Source organism: Pseudomonas sp. Choline-02u-1, assembly GCF_002836515.1.
GTDB lineage: Bacteria > Pseudomonadota > Gammaproteobacteria > Pseudomonadales > Pseudomonadaceae > Aquipseudomonas.
On the sequence record NZ_PJBC01000065.1, the window covers coordinates 151679 to 170216 of the forward strand.

At 61.3% G+C, this 18538-nt stretch carries 12 protein-coding genes; 11 read left to right on the forward strand and 1 reads right to left on the reverse strand.

Features of this window, described 5'->3' with window-relative positions:
- Window positions 1-5 precede the first annotated feature (5 nt).
- Window positions 6-851 (forward strand): choline ABC transporter permease subunit, encoded by an 846-nt coding sequence (choW, locus tag CXF97_RS22205; protein ID WP_016772805.1) that lies wholly within the window; start codon window positions 6-8, stop codon window positions 849-851.
- The gene (gene choV, locus CXF97_RS22210; RefSeq protein ID WP_034153601.1) at window positions 848-2026 is read left to right on the forward strand and encodes a choline ABC transporter ATP-binding protein; all 1179 of its coding nucleotides are present in this window, start codon (window positions 848-850) and stop codon (window positions 2024-2026) included. The genes choW and choV overlap by 4 nt, the downstream gene beginning before the upstream one ends.
- Window positions 2027-2199: 173 nt before the next feature.
- On the opposite strand, the gene betT is transcribed toward choV, so the two are convergent.
- The gene (gene betT, locus CXF97_RS22215) at window positions 2200-4197 is read right to left on the reverse strand and encodes a choline BCCT transporter BetT (protein ID WP_101161077.1); all 1998 of its coding nucleotides are present in this window, start codon (window positions 4195-4197) and stop codon (window positions 2200-2202) included.
- 427 nt (window positions 4198-4624) lie between these two features.
- Here betT and betI point away from each other — a divergent pair, with 427 nt between their 5' ends.
- From betI to yccS, 9 genes are all read left to right on the forward strand, one after another.
- The gene (gene betI, locus CXF97_RS22220; protein WP_101161080.1) at window positions 4625-5218 is read left to right on the forward strand and encodes a transcriptional regulator BetI; all 594 of its coding nucleotides are present in this window, start codon (window positions 4625-4627) and stop codon (window positions 5216-5218) included.
- An 88-nt stretch (window positions 5219-5306) separates the two neighbouring features.
- Window positions 5307-6779 (forward strand): betaine-aldehyde dehydrogenase, encoded by a 1473-nt coding sequence (gene betB / locus CXF97_RS22225; RefSeq protein WP_101161083.1) that lies wholly within the window; start codon window positions 5307-5309, stop codon window positions 6777-6779.
- A gap of 177 nt (window positions 6780-6956) precedes the next feature.
- Complete coding sequence (betA, locus tag CXF97_RS22235) at window positions 6957-8660, forward strand: choline dehydrogenase (RefSeq protein ID WP_101161086.1); 1704 nt, start codon at window positions 6957-6959, stop codon at window positions 8658-8660.
- A 281-nt stretch (window positions 8661-8941) separates the two neighbouring features.
- Window positions 8942-10384 carry a TldD/PmbA family protein gene (locus tag CXF97_RS22240; RefSeq protein WP_101161089.1) on the forward strand — a complete coding sequence of 481 codons (1443 nt, stop codon included), beginning with the start codon at window positions 8942-8944 and terminating at the stop codon, window positions 10382-10384.
- A complete protein-coding gene (locus CXF97_RS22245; protein ID WP_101161092.1) occupies window positions 10384-11721 on the forward strand; it encodes a TldD/PmbA family protein in 1338 nt (445 codons plus the stop codon). The genes CXF97_RS22240 and CXF97_RS22245 overlap by 1 nt, the downstream gene beginning before the upstream one ends.
- Before the next feature lie 150 nt (window positions 11722-11871).
- A complete protein-coding gene (mdtD, locus tag CXF97_RS22255; protein WP_101161095.1) occupies window positions 11872-13299 on the forward strand; it encodes a multidrug transporter subunit MdtD in 1428 nt (475 codons plus the stop codon).
- An 80-nt stretch (window positions 13300-13379) separates the two neighbouring features.
- Window positions 13380-14765 (forward strand): ATP-dependent RNA helicase DbpA, encoded by a 1386-nt coding sequence (gene dbpA / locus CXF97_RS22260; RefSeq protein ID WP_024014613.1) that lies wholly within the window; start codon window positions 13380-13382, stop codon window positions 14763-14765.
- A 137-nt stretch (window positions 14766-14902) separates the two neighbouring features.
- The gene (locus CXF97_RS22270; RefSeq protein ID WP_101161097.1) at window positions 14903-16081 is read left to right on the forward strand and encodes an NAD(P)/FAD-dependent oxidoreductase; all 1179 of its coding nucleotides are present in this window, start codon (window positions 14903-14905) and stop codon (window positions 16079-16081) included.
- Between the two features lie 226 nt (window positions 16082-16307).
- A complete protein-coding gene (yccS, locus tag CXF97_RS22275) occupies window positions 16308-18500 on the forward strand; it encodes a YccS family putative transporter (protein ID WP_101161099.1) in 2193 nt (730 codons plus the stop codon).
- The last annotated feature ends 38 nt before the right edge of the window (window positions 18501-18538 follow it).

Genomic DNA, 18538 nt, shown 5'->3' on the forward strand with positions numbered 1-18538 from the left:
CTACCATGCTGATTGATCAGAAAATACCTTTAGGCCAGTACATCGCGGGCTTCGTCGAATGGTTGACGCAACACGGCGCCAACACCTTCGACGCAATCGCCGTGACACTGGAAACGATGATCCACGGCGTGACGTTTGCGCTGACCTGGTTCAACCCACTGGTGCTGATTGGCCTGATTGCCATCATTGCCCATCTGATTCAACGCAAGTGGGGCCTGACCGCGTTCGTGGTCGCCTCGTTCCTGCTGATCCTCAACCTGGGGTACTGGCAGGAAACCATGGAAACTCTCGCCCAGGTGCTGTTCGCCACCCTGGTCTGCGTGTTGATCGGCGTGCCGCTGGGCATCGTCGCCGCGCACAAACCGATGTTCTACACCATGATGCGGCCGGTGCTCGATCTGATGCAGACCGTACCGACCTTCGTTTACCTCATTCCTACCCTGACCCTCTTCGGGCTGGGTGTGGTCCCGGGCCTGATCTCCACGGTGGTCTTCGCCATCGCGGCGCCGATCCGCCTGACCTACCTGGGCATCCGCGATGTCCCGCAAGAACTGATGGACGCCGGCAAGGCCTTCGGCTGCTCGCGTCGCCAATTGCTCTCAAGGATCGAACTGCCGCACGCCATGCCAAGCATCGCGGCCGGCATCACCCAGTGCATCATGCTGTCGCTGTCGATGGTGGTGATCGCGGCACTGGTCGGCGCCGACGGACTCGGCAAACCGGTGGTCAACGCACTGAACACTGCTGATATTGCGCTGGGCTTCGAAGCAGGTCTGGCAATCGTACTGCTGGCGATCATGCTCGACCGTATCTGCAAACAACCCGACGCCAAAGTAGGGGGTGACGCATGAGCATAATTCGCTTCGAAGACGTCGACGTAATCTTCTCCAAGGACCCGCGCGAGGCACTCAAGCTGCTCGATCAGGGCATGACCCGCAACGAGATCCTGAAGAAGACCGGCCAGATCGTCGGCGTGGAGAAAGCCACGCTGGACATCAACAAAGGCGAGATCTGCGTGCTGATGGGCCTGTCCGGCTCGGGCAAGTCGAGCCTGCTGCGCTGCATCAACGGCCTCAATACCGTGAGCCGCGGCAAGCTGTTCGTCGAACATGAAAACCGCCAGATCGACATCGCGTCCTGCACGCCCGCCGAGCTGAAGATGATGCGCACCAAACGCATCGCCATGGTGTTTCAGAAGTTCGCCCTGATGCCCTGGCTGACGGTGCGCGAGAACATCAGTTTCGGTCTGGAAATGCAGGGCCGGCCGGAGAAGGAACGCAAGAAGCTGGTCGACGAGAAACTCGAGCTGGTCGGCCTGACCCAGTGGCGCAACAAGAAGCCCGACGAACTCTCCGGCGGCATGCAGCAGCGCGTTGGCCTCGCCCGAGCGCTGGCCATGGACGCCGACATTCTGCTGATGGACGAACCGTTCTCGGCGCTTGACCCGCTGATCCGCCAGGGCCTGCAGGACGAATTGCTGGAACTGCAACGCAAGCTGAGCAAGACCATCGTGTTTGTGAGCCACGACCTCGATGAAGCGCTCAAATTGGGCAGCCGCATCGCGATCATGAAGGACGGCCGAATCATTCAGTACAGCGTGCCGGAAGAAATCGTCCTCAACCCGGCGGACGACTATGTGCGCACCTTCGTCGCCCACACCAATCCGCTCAACGTGCTTTGCGGCCGCAGCCTGATGCGCACGCTGGACAAGTGTAAACGCATCAACGGTTCGGTGTGCCTCGACCCGGGCGGCGACTCGTGGCTGGACCTGGCCGAAGGCAACACCATCAAAGGCGCACGTCAGAACGGCTCAGTGCTGAACCTGCAGAACTGGGCACCGGGGCAAGCGGTGGAAGGCCTGGAGCGCAAGCCGACGCTGGTGGACTCGAACATCGGCATGCGCGACGCACTGCAGATTCGTTATCAGACCGGCAACAAGCTGGTGCTGCACGATGACAATCATGTGGTGGGGATTCTGGGCGACAGCGAGTTGTATCACGCGTTGTTGGGCAAGAATCTGGGGTAAACCCGCAGACACGAAAACGCCGCGAGAGGATCGCGGCGTTTTTGTTTGAAGATCAAAAGATCGCAGCCTTCGGCAGCTCCTACAGGATAATGCGATCCATGAAGGAGCTGCCGAAGGCTGCGATCTTTTAAAGGAACAATGCGGTGTCTCCGGAGAAACACCGCGCTCGGTGTTTAGCTATAAACCCGACCCAGCAACTGCCGATGGCTCTCGAACTGATCCAGCACATCCCGGGTAATCTGCTCCGGCGTAAAGCCCATCAAGTCGTAATCCTGACTGCCGTTGTGCAGATACACCTCAGCCCGGTAATAACGCTGCCGCGCTTCATCGGACTGCGCCGATTCGGTCGGGGTCGCCAGATAACCGTCCAGGCTGACTTCGTAAACGAAAGGGTTGCCCTCTCCCATCTCGACCCGCACGCCCATGCAACGTTTGGCCTTGCCCAGCAGCGTCTGCACTTCAATGCCCTGATTGCGCAATTGCGCGGCGGCGTCTTCCAGCGCCGGGGTGACGTGCTTGTCCATGAAACGCTGAACCACCGATTGGCTCGGTTGCAGATCCAGTTGCGTCAAGCGCTCGCTGAAACCGCGACGTCCGCGCTCGGCCAGTTGCGCCTGCTCCTGCTCGATCTGCACGTCCTGACGCATCGCCTTGTGCAGGCCGAACATGAAGCAGATCAGCACCACCGAGAACGGCAGGCCGGCCAGCACCACCATGGTCTGCATGGCTTCGAAGTTGCCGGCGAACAGCAGGCCGATGGTCACCAGCGTGATCACTACCGACCAGAAAATCCGCAGCCAGTGCGGCGCATCTTCATCGACGTTACCGCCCTTGCACGAAAGATTCGCCATCATCACCGCGCCGGAGTCGGCCGGGGTCAGGAACAGCACGAAGCCAACGAAGATCGACACACCGATGACGACTTTCGACGCAGGGTAGTGCTCAAGCAATTGATAAATCGCCATCGACGGCTGTTCCAGTGCCGTCTTGCCCAGCTCCACCGCGCCGTGGTTCATCACCAGATCCAGCGCCGAGTTGCCGAAGATCGACAGCCACGCCAAAGTGAAGCCCAGCGGAATCAACAGCACGCCGGCAACCAGTTCACGCACGGTGCGACCACGGGAAATCCGCGCGATGAACATGCCCACGAATGGCGCCCAGGAAATCCACCACGCCCAGTAGAACAGCGTCCACAGGCCCAGCCAGCGATCGGACTTGGCGTTGTCGCCTTCATAGACGTACAGGTCGAACGTCTTCAGCACCACGCCGTTCAGGTAATCACCGATGTTCTGCACAAAACCATTGAGCAAGTGCAGCGTCGGGCCGAACAGCAGGACGAAGATCAGCAAGCCGCTGAACAGCACGATGTTCAGGTTGGACAGACGCCGGATGCCGTTTTCCACGCCGGACACAGCAGCGATGGTCGCCACGGTGCTCATGACGATAATCACGATCAGCAGGTTGGTGTTGCTGTGCTCCATGCCGAACAGGTTTTCCAGCCCCGACGATACTTGCAGCGAACCGATGCCCAGGTTGGTCACCAGCCCCAGCAGCGTCACGAACATGCCGAAGCCGTCAACCGCATGCCCGGCCGCGCCTTTGACCCAACGCTCGCCGACCAGCGGATACAGCGCCGAACGCAACGCCAACGGCTGGTTATGCCGATAAGCAAAGTAAGCAACGGCCAGACCGACCAGTGCGTAGATTGCCCAGCCATGCAGGCCCCAATGCAGGAACGTCAGCTGCACCGCCTGACGCGCCGCCAGATTGCTGGCCGACGTGCCTTCCGGCGGATTGAAGTAGTGATCCAGCGGCTCGGACGCGCCGAAGTACAACAGCGAAATGCCGATGCCAGACGAGAACAGCATCCCCGCCCAGGCGCCGTAACTGAAATCCGGGGTGTCGTCCTTGCTGCCCAGTTTGAGTTTGCCGTACGAGGAAAACGCCAGACCGACCACGAACACCAGGTACGCGGCGATCACTACCATGTAGTACCAGCCGAAGCTGCGCGACAACCAGGCCTGAGCCATCCCCAACACTCTGCCGGCCTCTTGCGGGGCGATGATCAGAATGGCGGTCAACAACAGAATCAACGCGGTCGAGGTGTAGAACACCCAACCGTTGACCGTCACCTTCTCGGGCGGGGTCTTTATTAGCGAGGCAGAACTCATGGCACAAATGCTCCAGGCAGTGCGAGAGAAGAACACAAGGCATCACGGAACCCGACCAATCGGTTAGTTGGCAGCCGACCGGCGGGTGATATAAAGACACTCCGAAAAAAGCCCGAACCTGCCGAAATGGCGCGCTGATCGCTTTCGTGGCCCCGGTGTGCGGACGTTCATCCGAAACCTGGTCCCGAGCGTCTTGCCCTTTCAACACGTCCATCGAATCGCGAACCGCGCCATGCCCCGCGCAGGTTTCGAGCCGTTTCAGGTGTCGGTTTTTATCGTCATTACACGTAGGAAAAAGCTGTAGGCAGCGACGAATTGTCGCAGATCTTATTCTTTGTTGATTGAACGTTCAATCAAAACAAAATAGACTGGCCCTCAATCCGATCGGCGTCATTCGCCCCTCGGAAGGCCTAAGGAGATGTGCAAGATGCCCAAGGTCGGTATGCAACCCATCCGCCGTCAACAACTGATCGAAGCCACGTTGCAAGCGGTCGATCAGGTCGGAATGGGGGACGCCAGCATTGCGCTGATCGCCCGTTTGGCCGGTGTCTCGAATGGCATCATCAGTCATTACTTTCAGGACAAGAACGGCCTGATCGCCGCCACGATGCGGTACCTGATGAGCGTCCTCAGCGAGAACGTCACCGCGCGCCGTCAGGCGCTGGCAGATGACAGCCCACGGGCGCATCTGCAGGTGATCATCGAAGGCAACTTCGACGCCAGCCAGGTCAATGGCCCGGCAATGAAAACCTGGCTGGCCTTCTGGGCCACCAGCATGCACCAGCCGTCTTTGCACAGGTTGCAGCGGATCAACGATCACCGTCTGTATTCCAACCTGTGCTGCGAGTTCCGTCGGGTGTTGCCGCTCGAAGAAGCGCGCAATGCCGCGCGAGGTCTGGCAGCGTTGATTGACGGCTTGTGGTTGCGCGGCGCGCTGTCGGGAGACGCTTTCGACACGGCGCAGGCGCAACAGATCGCTTACGAATACATGGATTTCCAATTGGCCAAGAAGGTGAGCTAGAGCACACAGAAAATGCTCGGCCCCTGAACTCCACCGCAGCGTGATCGCGGTGGTCAACGCCAACCACCAATGCACTTGCGAGGACACTATGGCCCGTTTCGAACTGCAAAAACTCTACATCGATGGCGCGTACACCGACGCCGGCAGCGACGCCACCTTCGAAGCCATCAACCCGGCGAACGGTGAAGTCCTCGCACTGGTGCAACGTGCGACCAAAGACGACGTCGAGCGCGCCGTGGTCAGCGCCGAAAAGGGCCAGAAAATCTGGGCCGCGATGACGGCCATGGAGCGTTCGCGCATCCTGCGCCGCGCCGTCGACATCCTGCGCGAGCGCAACGATGAGCTGGCCGCGCTGGAAACCCTGGACACCGGCAAATCCTTCTCCGAAACCAAGTACGTCGACATCGTCACCGGCGCTGACGTGCTGGAATACTACGCAGGCCTGGTGCCCGCCATCGAAGGCGAGCAGATCCCGCTGCGTGACACCTCGTTCGTTTACACCCGTCGCGAACCGCTGGGCGTAGTCGCCGGTATCGGCGCGTGGAACTACCCGATCCAGATCGCTTTGTGGAAATCCGCTCCAGCCCTGGCGGCCGGCAACGCGATGATCTTCAAGCCAAGCGAAGTCACTTCGCTGACTACCTTGAAACTGGCCGAGATCTACACCGAAGCCGGCGTGCCAAACGGCGTGTTCAACGTACTGACCGGCAGCGGCCGTGAAGTCGGCACCTGGCTGACCGAGCACCCGCGCATCGAGAAAATCTCCTTCACCGGTGGCACCGACACAGGCAAGAAAGTCATGGCCAGCGCTTCGGCTTCGTCGCTCAAGGACGTGACCATGGAACTGGGCGGCAAGTCGCCGCTGATCATCTGCGACGACGCCGACCTGGATCGCGCCGCCGACACCGCGATGATGGCCAACTTCTACAGCTCCGGTCAGGTCTGCACCAACGGCACCCGCGTATTCGTACCCGCGCACCTGAAAGCCGCGTTCGAAGCCAAGATCGTTGAGCGCGTTGCGCGTATTCGCGTCGGCAACCCGGAAGACGAAAACACCAACTTCGGCCCGCTGGTCAGCTTCGCCCACATGGAAAGCGTGCTGGCTTACATCGAAAAAGGTAAGGAACAAGGCGCACGCGTCCTGTGCGGCGGCGGTCGTCTGACCGACGGCGAATTCGCCAAAGGCGCGTTCGTGGCACCGACCGTGTTCACCGATTGCACCGACGACATGACCATTGTCCGTGAAGAAATCTTCGGCCCGGTCATGGCGATCCTCTCCTACGAAACCGAAGAAGAAGTGATCCGCCGCGCCAACGACACCGACTTCGGCCTCGCCGCCGGTATCGTCACCCGCGACCTGAACCGCGCGCACCGCGTAATTCATCAGCTGGAAGCCGGCATCTGCTGGATCAACGCCTGGGGCGAGTCCGACGCGAAGATGCCAGTTGGCGGTTACAAGCAGTCGGGCGTGGGCCGTGAGAACGGGATCAGCTCGCTGAACAACTTCACCCGCATCAAATCGGTACAGGTCGAGCTGGGCGATTACGTCTCGGTGTTCTAACCCGAGATTTGCGTTGCCCGCGAAGGCCTCTTCGCTGGCAAGCCAGCTCCCACAGGTTCGGGGTAGTCCATCAATCTGTGGCAGCCCCCAATCCTTGTGGGAGCTGGCTTGCCAGCGATTCGAGTGCGCAGCACTCGCCGAGGTCAGACCTGACCACTATCAAAGAGGGTGCATTCAATGTCCCAAGAATTCGATTACATCATCATCGGTGCCGGCTCGGCCGGTAACACCCTGGCGACCCGTCTGACTGAAGACGAAGGCGTCACCGTTCTGCTGCTCGAAGCCGGCGGTCCGGATTACCGTTACGACTTCCGCACGCAAATGCCGGCCGCGCTGGCGTTCCCGCTGCAGGGCCGCCGCTACAACTGGGCCTATGAAACCGATCCAGAGCCACACATGGACGGTCGCCGCATGGAGTGCGGTCGCGGCAAGGGCCTCGGTGGTTCGTCGCTGATCAACGGCATGTGCTACATCCGTGGCAACGCCATGGACTATGACGGCTGGGCGAAACTGCCGGGCCTGGAAAACTGGTCGTACCTTGATTGCCTGCCGTATTTCCGCAAAGCCGAAACCCGTGACATCGGCCCGAACGATTACCACGGTGGCGACGGCCCGGTCAGCGTGACCACACCGAAAGCCGGCAACAACCCGCTGTTCCACGCCATGGTTGAAGCGGGCGTGCAGGCCGGTTATCCGCGCACCGAAGACCTCAACGGTTACCAGCAGGAAGGCTTCGGCCCGATGGACCGCACCGTGACGCCGAACGGCCGTCGTGCTTCCACCGCCCGTGGTTATCTCGACGTCGCCAAAAAGCGCTCGACCCTGACCATCGTCACCCACGCGCTGACCGACAAGATTCTCTTCGAAGGCAAGCGTGCAGTCGGCGTGCGTTATCTGATCGGCGACGCTGAAGAGCGCGTCGAAGCCAAGGCGCGCAAGGAAGTCCTGCTGTGCTCCGGCGCCATCGCGTCGCCGCAGATTCTGCAGCGCTCCGGTGTCGGCCCGGCGAAACTGCTGGAAAGCCTCGACATCCCGGTGGTCCACGACCTGCCGGGCGTCGGTGAAAACCTCCAGGATCACCTCGAGCTGTATCTGCAATACGCCTGCACCCAACCGGTCTCGCTGTACCCGTCGTTGCTCTGGTACAACCAGCCGGCCATCGGTGCCGAGTGGCTGTTCAACGGCACCGGCATCGGCGCCAGCAACCAGTTCGAGGCCGGCGGTTTCATCCGTTCGCGTCCGGAATTCGAATGGCCGAACATCCAGTACCACTTCTTGCCGGTGGCGATTAACTACAACGGCAGCAACGGTGTGAAAGAGCACGGTTTCCAGGCGCACATGGGGTCCATGCGTTCGCCGAGTCGTGGCCGCATCCAGGTCAAATCCAAGGATCCGCGCCAGCACCCGAGCATCCTGTTCAACTACATGGCCACCGAGCAGGACTGGCAGGAATTCCGCGATGGCATCCGCCTGACCCGGGAAATCATGCAGCAGCCGGCACTCGACGCGTTCCGTGGCCGCGAAATCAGCCCCGGCATTGACGTGCAAACCGATGAGCAGCTCGACAAGTTCATCCGCGAGCACGCTGAAACCGCGTTCCACCCGTCCTGCTCGTGCAAGATGGGCACCGACGAGATGGCGGTGGTCGACGGTGAAGGCCGTGTGCACGGCATGCAGAGCCTGCGCGTGGTCGATGCCTCGATCATGCCGATCATCACCACCGGCAACCTCAACGCACCGACGATCATGATGGCCGAGAAAATCGCCGACAGGATCCGTGGCCGCAAGCCGCTGCCGCGCAGCAATGCCGCTTACTACGTCGCGAACGGCGCGCCGGTCAAAGGCAAGCCGATGCGTGATATCACCCCGGTTACTCAATAAAACCGTAATACCGAGGCGCGGCCTTCGCGAGCAAGCCCGCTCCCACATTGGATCCTGGTGTTCACAAATTTTGTGTTCACTGAAGATCTACTGTGGGAGCGGGCTTGCTCGCGAAGGGGCCCTCACATTCAGCACAAATTCCCCTGCTGCGCAGTAAATCCCCATACACCCCCTCTTCACTTGATCCTCCCCCCACGCAGGCCTACTCTAGACCTCGCGCAACCGTATTACCCCCTCCCCGCTGTCGCCATGCCGCTACTCCATTACAAGGAGGTTCACGAATGTTCGATTTCCACCCCCAGCTCAAGCAGCGCTTCGCTGCCTTGCGCACGGGCGCTGAATTTTTTTCCCTGCGGTATGTACGCGAGTCAGGGCAGTACCTGTCGGTGCGCAAGAACGTCGCCGAACCGCCGAGTTTGAGCCGCGATGAGGGGGCGATGCTCACCGTGCGCGTCAATGGCGTCGAAGCCTACGCGGCGACCAACGACCTCTCGCAGCAAGGCCTGCAAACCGCGCTCGAGCGCGCCGAGCAGCAAGCCCGCCGACTCAAGCCGCACGCCTTGCTCGATCTGCGCGAGCAGCCGCTTTCCAGCGACCGCGCTGATTATTTTTCACCCAACCTCGAACAGCCCTTCCCGTCACTGAGCGAATGCTTCGATCTGCTTGGTGCGGAATCCGCCTCGGTGCCCAAGGATGAGCGCCTGGTCAATTGGCAGGTGAGCATTGGCGTTACCCACGTTGAACAGATTTACCTGAGCAGCGCCGGGGCCCAATTGCGCCAAGCGCAGCGCTTCGTCTACCCGGGTCTCGACGTCACCGCTTACGACGGCAACGACAGCCAGACCCGCAGCCTCGGCCGCGAGAACTTCGGCCAGCAGGGTGGCGCCGATGTCATCAGCCGCTGCGGCCTGGTCGGTGCCGGTCCGCAAGTCGCCGATCAGGCCCTGCAACTGCTGCTCGCGCCAAACACCCCGCAAGGCCCGCGCGACCTGCTGCTGATGCCCGATCAAATGATGCTGCAGATCCACGAATCCATCGGCCACCCGCTGGAACTCGACCGGATCCTGGGCGATGAGCGCAATTACGCCGGCACCAGTTTCGTCAAAGCCAGCGACTTCGGCAGCCTGCAATACGGCTCGAAGCTGCTCAACGTGACCTTCGATCCGGGCATCCCGGAAGAACTCGCCAGCTACGGCCATGACGATGACGGCACTGCGGCGAGCAAACAATTCCTGATTCGCGACGGCCTGCTGCTGCGGCCACTGGGTGGGGCGTTGTCGCAATACCGCGCCGGCCTCGATGGCGTTGCCAACAGCCGCGCGTGCAGCTGGAACCGCGCGCCGATCGACCGCATGGCCAACCTCAACATCGAGCCGGGTGATCAGACGCTCGAGCAGATGATCGGTGGTATCGAGCACGGCATTCTGATGAGCACCAACCGTTCATGGTCGATTGACGATGCGCGCAACAAATTCCAGTTCGGCTGTGAATGGGGCCAGTTGATCGAGAATGGTGAACTTAAAGGCGTGGTGAAAAATCCCAACTACCGGGCCATTTCCGCGCACTTCTGGAAAAGCCTGCGCGCCGTCGGCGACGCCAACACCGTCAAGGTGCTGGGTACGCCGAACTGCGGCAAGGGCGAACCGAACCAGGTGATTCGCGTCGGCCACGCTTCGCCGGCCTGCGTATTCAGTAACATTGATGTGTTTGGGGGAGACGCCTGATGAGCATTTCGAAGCGTCAGTCCGACGCCTTCAAGGTCATGGTCAACTGGTTGCGCGACAGCGTGCGCGAGCCGGAACAGTTCACGCTCAGCTACGCCGCCGAAGCCTCGGCATTCGTGCGTTTCAATCACGCCAAGGTGCGCCAGGCCGGGCAAGTGCAGCAGGCCAACGTTGGCCTGAAACTGATCGACGACGGTCGCCATGCCGACCTGCAAATCACCTTGTCCGGAGATCCGGAAGCCGATCTGCAACGGCTCGCTGAAGGCCTGCAACAACTGCGCGAAACCCTGCCGCTGCTGCCGCAGGATCCGTACCTGCTGCTCAATCACAACAGCTGGCAGAGCACACACGTACAAGCGCATCCGCTGCCGGACACCGAACATGTCGTCGGGCAAATCTGCGCTGCCGCTGAAGGTCTCGATCTGGTCGGTTTTTATGCTGCCGGCCCGATCAGCCGCGGTTTCGCCAGTTCCGCCGGCGCGTTCGGCTGGCACGAAGCCAACAGCTTCAATTTCGACTTCAGCCTGTTCCACGAAAATGGCGAAGCGGTGAAGGCCAGCTACGCGGGGCACGACTGGAGCGACGAGGGTTTCGCCCGGCGTTTCGCCCTGGCCCGCGAACAGCTGGAGTTTCTCGGCCGACCGTTACGCACTCTGGCGCCGGGTCAGTACCGCGCCTATCTGGCGCCGGCAGCGCTGGAAGAAATCATGGGCATGCTCAGTTGGGGCGGGTTCTCGGCGCAATCGATCGCCAGCAAAAGCAGTCCACTGCAGAAGCTCTACGTCGGCGACCAGACATTTAGCCCATTGCTGTCGCTGGATGAAAAAGTCAGCGAATCGCTGAGCCCGGCGTTTTCCGCCGAAGGTTATCCGCGCAGCGATCTGCGTCTGATCATCGAAGGACGGGCCGGCGATCAACTGGTCGGTTCGCGCAGCGCTGCCGAATACGGCCTGGCGGCCAACGGTGCGGGCGGCGGCGAGATGCCCAGTGCGTTGAACATGGCCGCCGGTGATCTGTCGCAAGAAGAGATCCTCAAGCAGTTGGGCACCGGGCTGTACATCAGCAACCTGTGGTACCTGAACTACTCGGATCAACCGGCGGCGCGCATGACCGGTATGACCCGTTTCGCGACCTTCTGGGTCGAGAATGGCGAGATCCAGGCGCCGGTCAGCACCATGCGTTTCGACGACAGCGCCTACAACCTGCTCGGCTCGCAGCTGGAAGCGTTGACTGCCGAGCGCGAATTGCTGTTGTCGGCGAGCACGTACAGCCAGCGCAACACCTCGTCATCGCTGTTGCCGGGTGCGCTGGTCAGCCGACTGACCCTGACCCTGTAAACGCAAAACCTGTGGGAGCGGGCTTGCTCGCGAACGCGGTGTATCAGTCACCCTGTCTGTCGACTGAAAAACTGCATTCGCGAGCAAGCCCGCTCCCACACTGACTGCGCTAGACAATGGACATGCATTAACTCCAACAACAGAGGTTCCATGCCCAACCGCCCACCTCTCGACGCCATCACCGCCCGCTGGTTGCCGTGGGTCGTCGCCATTGCGTTCTTCATGCAGTCCCTCGACGGGACCATCCTCAACACTGCGCTGCCGGCCATGGCCAGCGATCTGGCCGAAGACCCGTTGCGCATGCAGGGCGTGATCATCGCCTACATGCTCACCGTGGCTCTGTTGATCCCGGCGTCAGGCTGGATTGCCGACCGCTTCGGCACCAAGAAGATTTTCTTCGGCGCGATCCTGCTGTTCAGTTTTGGCTCGCTGCTCTGTGCGTTGTCCAGCAGCCTCGGCATGCTCATCGGCGCCCGCGTCATTCAAGGCCTCGGTGGTGCGCTGATGCTACCGGTCGGGCGGCTGGTGGTGCTGCGCGCCTATCCGCGCTCGGAACTGGTGCGAATCATGGGTTTCATCACCATTCCCGGCCTGCTCGGCCCACTCATCGGCCCGACCATGGGCGGCTGGATGGTGGAATACGTGACGTGGCACTGGATCTTCCTGATCAATCTGCCGGTCGGCGTCATCGGTTGTTATGCAGTGTGGAAATTCATTCCCGACCTGCGCGGCACGGAGCGCACGCGCTTCGACAGCCTCGGCTTTCTGCTGTTCGGCGCGGCGATGATCCTCATCACCATCGCCATGGAAGGCCTTGGTGAACTGCACCTGCCGCACCTGCGGGTGATGTTGCTGCTGTTCGCCGGCATGGCCTGTCTGGCGGCGTACTGGCTGCGCGCCGGGCACATCGAAAACCCGTTGTTCGCGCCGTCATTGTTCAAGACCCGCACCTTCGCCGTCGGCATTCTCGGCAACCTGTTCGCGCGACTGGGCAGCGGCGCTTTGCCATTTCTGGTGCCGCTGCTGTTGCAAGTGGCGTTGGGCTATTCGCCGTCGCAAGCCGGGATGAGCATGTTGCCGCTGGCCGCGGCGGCGATGGTCGCCAAGTGGGTGGCGCGGCCGCTGATCGAACGCCTTGGCTATCGCATCGTGCTCACCGGCAACACGTTGGCGCTGGGGGTCATGCTGGCGAGCATGGGTCTGGTCAGCGAACAGACGCCGTACTGGTTGCTGCTGTGCCTGCTGGCAGTGCTGGGTGCGATCAACTCGCTGCAATTCACTGCGATGAACACGGTAACCCTGATCGATCTCGATGATGCCAGCGCCAGCAGCGGCAACAGTTTGCTGTCGGTGGTGGCGCAGTTGTCGCTGAGCCTCGGCGTGGCCTGCGCCGGCGCGCTGCTCGGCGGCTTCACCGCGAAAGTCGGCAACGATGGCGTGGAAACCGTGCTCGGTGCGTTCCAGCTGACCTTCGTTACGGTCGGGGTGATGGCGATGCTGGCGGCGACGATCTTCTCGCAGCTGTCCAAGGAAGACGGACGCCGGGCCAAACGGCCGCAGGAGCACATCGAACATTAATCGCTGTTCGTCCAGAACTGTCGAGGAAACGGGCACGGGGCTGCTACACTGCGCGACATTTTGTTTTGCAGGCCAGTCCCGTGACCACCATCGCCACCGCTTTTAATACTCTGCCGCTGTCCGCCGCCATGCTGGCTAACCTCGAATCACTCGGTTATGCCCAGATGACGCCGATCCAGGCGCAGAGCTTGCCGGTGATCCTCAAAGGGATGGACCTGATCGCCCAGGCCAAGACCGGCAGCGGCAAGACCGCTGCGTTCGGCATCGGCCTGCTCAACCCGATCAACCCGCGCTACTTCGGTTGCCAGGCGCTGGTGATCTGCCCGACCCGCGAGCTGGCCGACCAGGTCGCCAAGGAAGTCCGCCGTCTGGCCCGCGCCGAAGACAACATCAAGGTCCTGACCCTGTGCGGCGGCGTGTCGTTCGGTCCGCAGATCGCTTCGCTGGAGCACGGCGCGCACATCATCGTCGGCACCCCGGGGCGCATTCAGCAGCACTTGCGCAAGGGTTCGCTGGTGCTCGATGGCCTGAACACGCTGATCCTCGACGAAGCCGACCGCATGCTCGACATGGGTTTCTACGACGCCATCGAAGACATCATCATCAAGACCCCGGAGCGCCGGCAGACTCTGCTGTTCTCCGCGACCTACCCGGTGGGCATCAAGCAACTGGCCTCGAAATTCATGCGCGATCCGCAGACCGTCAAGGCTGAAGCCTTCCACGACGACACGCAGATCGAGCAGCGCTTCTACGAGATTTCCCCGGAAGAGCGCATGAGCGCGGTGACCAAAGTCCTGCACCACTTCCGTCCGGCGTCTTGCGTGGCGTTCTGCTTCACCAAGCAGCAGGTTCAGGAAACCGTCGATCACCTGACCGCCAAGGGCATTTCCGCCGTCGGCCTGCACGGCGATCTGGAACAGCGTGACCGCGATCAGGTGCTGGCGATGTTCGCCAACCGCAGCACCTCGGTGCTGGTCGCCACCGACGTCGCCGCCCGTGGTCTGGATATCGATGCGCTGGACATGGTGATCAACGTCGAACTGGCCCGCGATTCGGAAATCCACATCCACCGCGTCGGCCGTACCGGTCGGGCTGGCGAGAAAGGCATTGCCATCAGCCTCGTCGCGCCATCCGAAGCGCACCGCGCGCAAGCCATCGAACAATTGCAGAAGGCGCCGTTGAACTGGGATCAGATCGACAATCTCAAGTCCCAGGGCCTGGCGCCGCTGCAACCGCCGATGACCACCCTGTGCATCGGCGCCGGCCGTAAAGACAAAGTGCGTCCGGGCGACATTCTTGGCGCGTTGACGGGCGAAGCCGGCATTCCCGGCGCGCAGGTGGGCAAGATCGCGATCTTCGATTTCCAGGCCTACGTTGCCGTGGAACGCACCGTGGCCATGCAGGCCCTGCAGCGTTTGAATGACGGCAAGATCAAGGGCCGCTCGTTGCGCGTACGCATTTTGTAAGAACAACGTAACTCCCCTGTAGGAGCTGCCGCAGGCTGCGATCTTTTGACTTTGTTTTTTAAGAGCAAGATCAAAAGATCGCAGCCTGCGGCAGCTCCTACAGTTCGTTTTGTGGTGACATTTCAGAGGACACCGTTTTGCGCTCTACCGAAGTCGTGATCATTGGCGCTGGCGCCGCTGGGTTGATGTGTGCACTGACCGCCGCCGGGCGCGGGCGTCAGGTGTTGCTGCTCGATCACGCGAACAAGGCTGGCAAGAAAATCCTCATGTCGGGCGGTGGCCGCTGCAACTTCACCAACATGTACACCGAGCCGAGCAATTTCCTCTCGCAGAATCCGCATTTCTGCAAATCCGCTCTGGCGCGTTACACCCAGTGGGATTTCATCGGTCTGGTCGGCAAACATGGCGTGCCGTACCACGAGAAGAAACTCGGCCAGCTGTTCTGCGATAACAAATCCAGCGACATCCTCGGCATGCTCCTTGATGAATGCGATCAGGCCGGCGTCGAGCTGCACCTGGACACCTCGATCCAGACCATCGAAAAAACCGACAGCGGTTATCTGCTCGACACCACCCTTGTCCAGATCCAATGCCAATCGCTGGTGATCGCGACCGGCGGGCTATCGATTCCGACCCTGGGCGCCACCGGTTTCGGCTATCAGGTAGCGAAACAGTTCGGCCATGAGTTGCTGCCGACCCGCGCCGGGCTGGTGCCGTTCACCATCACCGATCAGCTCAAGGAACTGTGTACCGAGCTGTCCGGCACTTCGGTGGATTGCCTGGTCAGCTGCAACGAGCAGAGTTTTCGCGAAAACATCCTGTTCACTCACCGTGGCCTCAGTGGCCCGGCGATTCTGCAGATTTCCTCGTTCTGGGAGTCGGGCGATACGGTGGAAATCAATCTGCTGCCGGATTACGACGCCGCAAGCTGGCTGCAGCAGCAAGTGGCCGAACGGCCGAACAGCGAGCTGAAGACGCTGCTCGGCGAAATCTTCACCAAGAAGATGGCCAATCTGTTGGCAGACAACTGGTTCGTCTCCAAACCGATGAAACAGTACACCCACGCCGAACTGGCCGAGATCGCCGACAAACTGGGCAGCTGGAAAGTCGTGCCGGCAGGCACCGAAGGCTATCGCACGGCCGAGGTGACCCTGGGTGGCGTCGATACCCGTGAAGTGTCGTCCAAAACCATGGAATCGCTGAAAAGCCCGGGTCTGTATTTCATTGGTGAAGTGCTGGATGTCACCGGCCATCTGGGCGGGTTCAACTTTCAATGGGCATGGGCCTCGGGCTACGCCGCCGCGCAGTACGTCTGATCCAGCGCAAATCAAAACCGTGGGAGCGGGCTTGCTCGCGAATGCGGTGTGTCATTCAAAATCATCGTTGGCTGACACTCTGCTTTCGCGAGCAAGCCCGCTCCCACATTTGCTCCGTGTGATGCAGTCAGGAACACTTTTTGCTGTCAGATGTGCTCGGCGCCATTGCGTCGGCGTCATTACTGGCTCAATTTAGCGGCATCGCCTCGGAAGGCCTTCGCACTTCATGTCCTCGACCTCGTTTCGTCAGTCTTTGCGGCGCCTGTGGGCGCTGGATAAATTCAGTTACAGCGTGCGGGTATTCATCGCCCTGACCGGCAGCATGGCGCTGTGCTGGCATCAGGATGAAATGGGCCTGCTGATCCCGTTGTTCCTCGGCATCATCGCCAGCGCCCTGGCCGAGACCGATGACAGTTGGCAGGGTCGTCTCAACGCTCTGGCGGTGACGCTGGTGTGTTTCAGCATCGCCGCGCTGTCGGTGGAATTGCTCTTCCCCTACCCGATCATTTTCGCCGTAGCCCTGGCGCTGGCCAGTTTCGGGCTGACCATGCTCGGTGCGCTGGGCGAGCGTTATGGGGCGATCGCTTCGGCAACCTTGATCCTTTCCGTGTACACGATGATCGGCGTCGATCAGCGCGGCGGCGCGGTTACCGATTTCTGGCACGAACCGATGCTGCTGGTCGCCGGCGCGGCGTGGTACGGCTTGCTCTCGGTGCTGTGGCAGGCGCTGTTTTCCAATCAGCCGGTGCAGCAGAGTCTGGCGCGGCTGTTCCGCGAACTGGGCCTTTACCTGAAGCTGAAATCCTCGCTGTTCGAGCCCATCCGGCAAATGGACGTCGAAGCCCGCCGTCTGGAACTGGCGCAGCAGAATGGGCGCGTGGTCGCCGCACTGAACACAGCCAAGGAAATCATCCTGCACCGGGTCGGCAACGGTCGGCCGGGCTCCAAAGTCAGCCGGTATCTGAAGCTGTACTTCCTTGCCCAGGACATCCACGAACGCGCCAGCTCCTCGCACTACCCTTACAACGCACTGGCCGAGGCGTTCTTCCACAGTGACGTGCTGTTCCGCTGCCAGCGCCTGCTGCGCCAGCAAGGCAAGGCCTGCCGCGCCCTGGCCGAATCGATCCAGATGCGCCAGCCGTTCATCTATGACGCCAGTTTCGCCGAAGCCCTGAACGACCTGCATGCCTCCCTCGAACACTTGCGCATCCAGAGCAACCCGGCATGGCGCGGGCTGCTGCGCTCGCTGCGCGCACTGGCGGCCAACCTCGGCACCCTCGACCGCTTGCTCAGCGATGCGAGCAATCCGGATGCCCTCGCTGATGCGACCGACAGCAGCCTGCTCGACCGCTCACCGCGCAATCTCAAGGACGTGTGGATTCGCCTGCGCACGCAACTGACGCCGACCTCGCTGCTGTTCCGCCACGCTCTGCGCCTGCCATTGGCGCTGAGCATCGGCTACGGCATGGTGCACCTCATCCACCCGTCGCAAGGCTACTGGATCATTCTCACCACGCTGTTCGTCTGCCAGCCGAATTACGGCGCCACCCGGCGCAAGCTCGGCCAGCGGATCATCGGCACGGCCATTGGCCTGACGGTGGCCTGGGCGCTGTTCGATCTGTTTCCCAGCCCGGTGGTGCAATCGTGCTTCGCCATCGCTGCCGGCGTGGTGTTCTTCACCAACCGCACGACCCGCTATACGCTGGCGACTGCAGCGATCACCATCATGGTGCTGTTCTGCTTCAATCAGGTCGGCGATGGCTACGGGCTGTTCCTGCCGCGCCTGTTCGATACGTTGCTGGGTAGCCTGATTGCGGGGCTGGCGGTGTTCCTGTTCCTGCCGGACTGGCAGGGTCGGCGCCTGAACAAGGTGCTGGCCAACACACTGACCTGCAACAGCATCTACCTGCGCCAGATCATGCAGCAATACGCCGCCGGCAAGAGCGACGACCTCGCTTATCGCCTGGCCCGACGCAACGCGCACAACGCCGATGCGGCATTGTCGACGACCCTGGCAAACATGCTCATGGAGCCGGGGCATTTCCGTAAGGAGGCGGATGTCGGTTTCCGTTTTCTGGTGCTGTCGCACACGTTGCTCAGCTACCTCTCAGGCCTGGGCGCCCACCGCGAGACGCAGTTGCCAGCCGAAGTGCGTGAGCATCTGATCGAAGGCGCCGGGGTGAAACTGGCGACCAGCATCGACGAAATCGCCCAAGGCCTGGCCAGCAAGCAGCCGATTGCCATTCAGAGTGATGAAGAGGAAGCGCTGGCCAATGAGCTGGAGCAGATGCCGGACGAGATTGATGAAGGGCAGCGGTTGGTGCAGACGCAATTGGCGCTGATTTGCCGGCAGCTGGGGCCGCTTCGCACGTTGGCGGCGCATTTGATCAAGGACACCAGTGAGGTCAGCGCTGGCTGAAAGAGCGCCTTCGCGGGCGGGCTTGCTCGCCAAAGGGC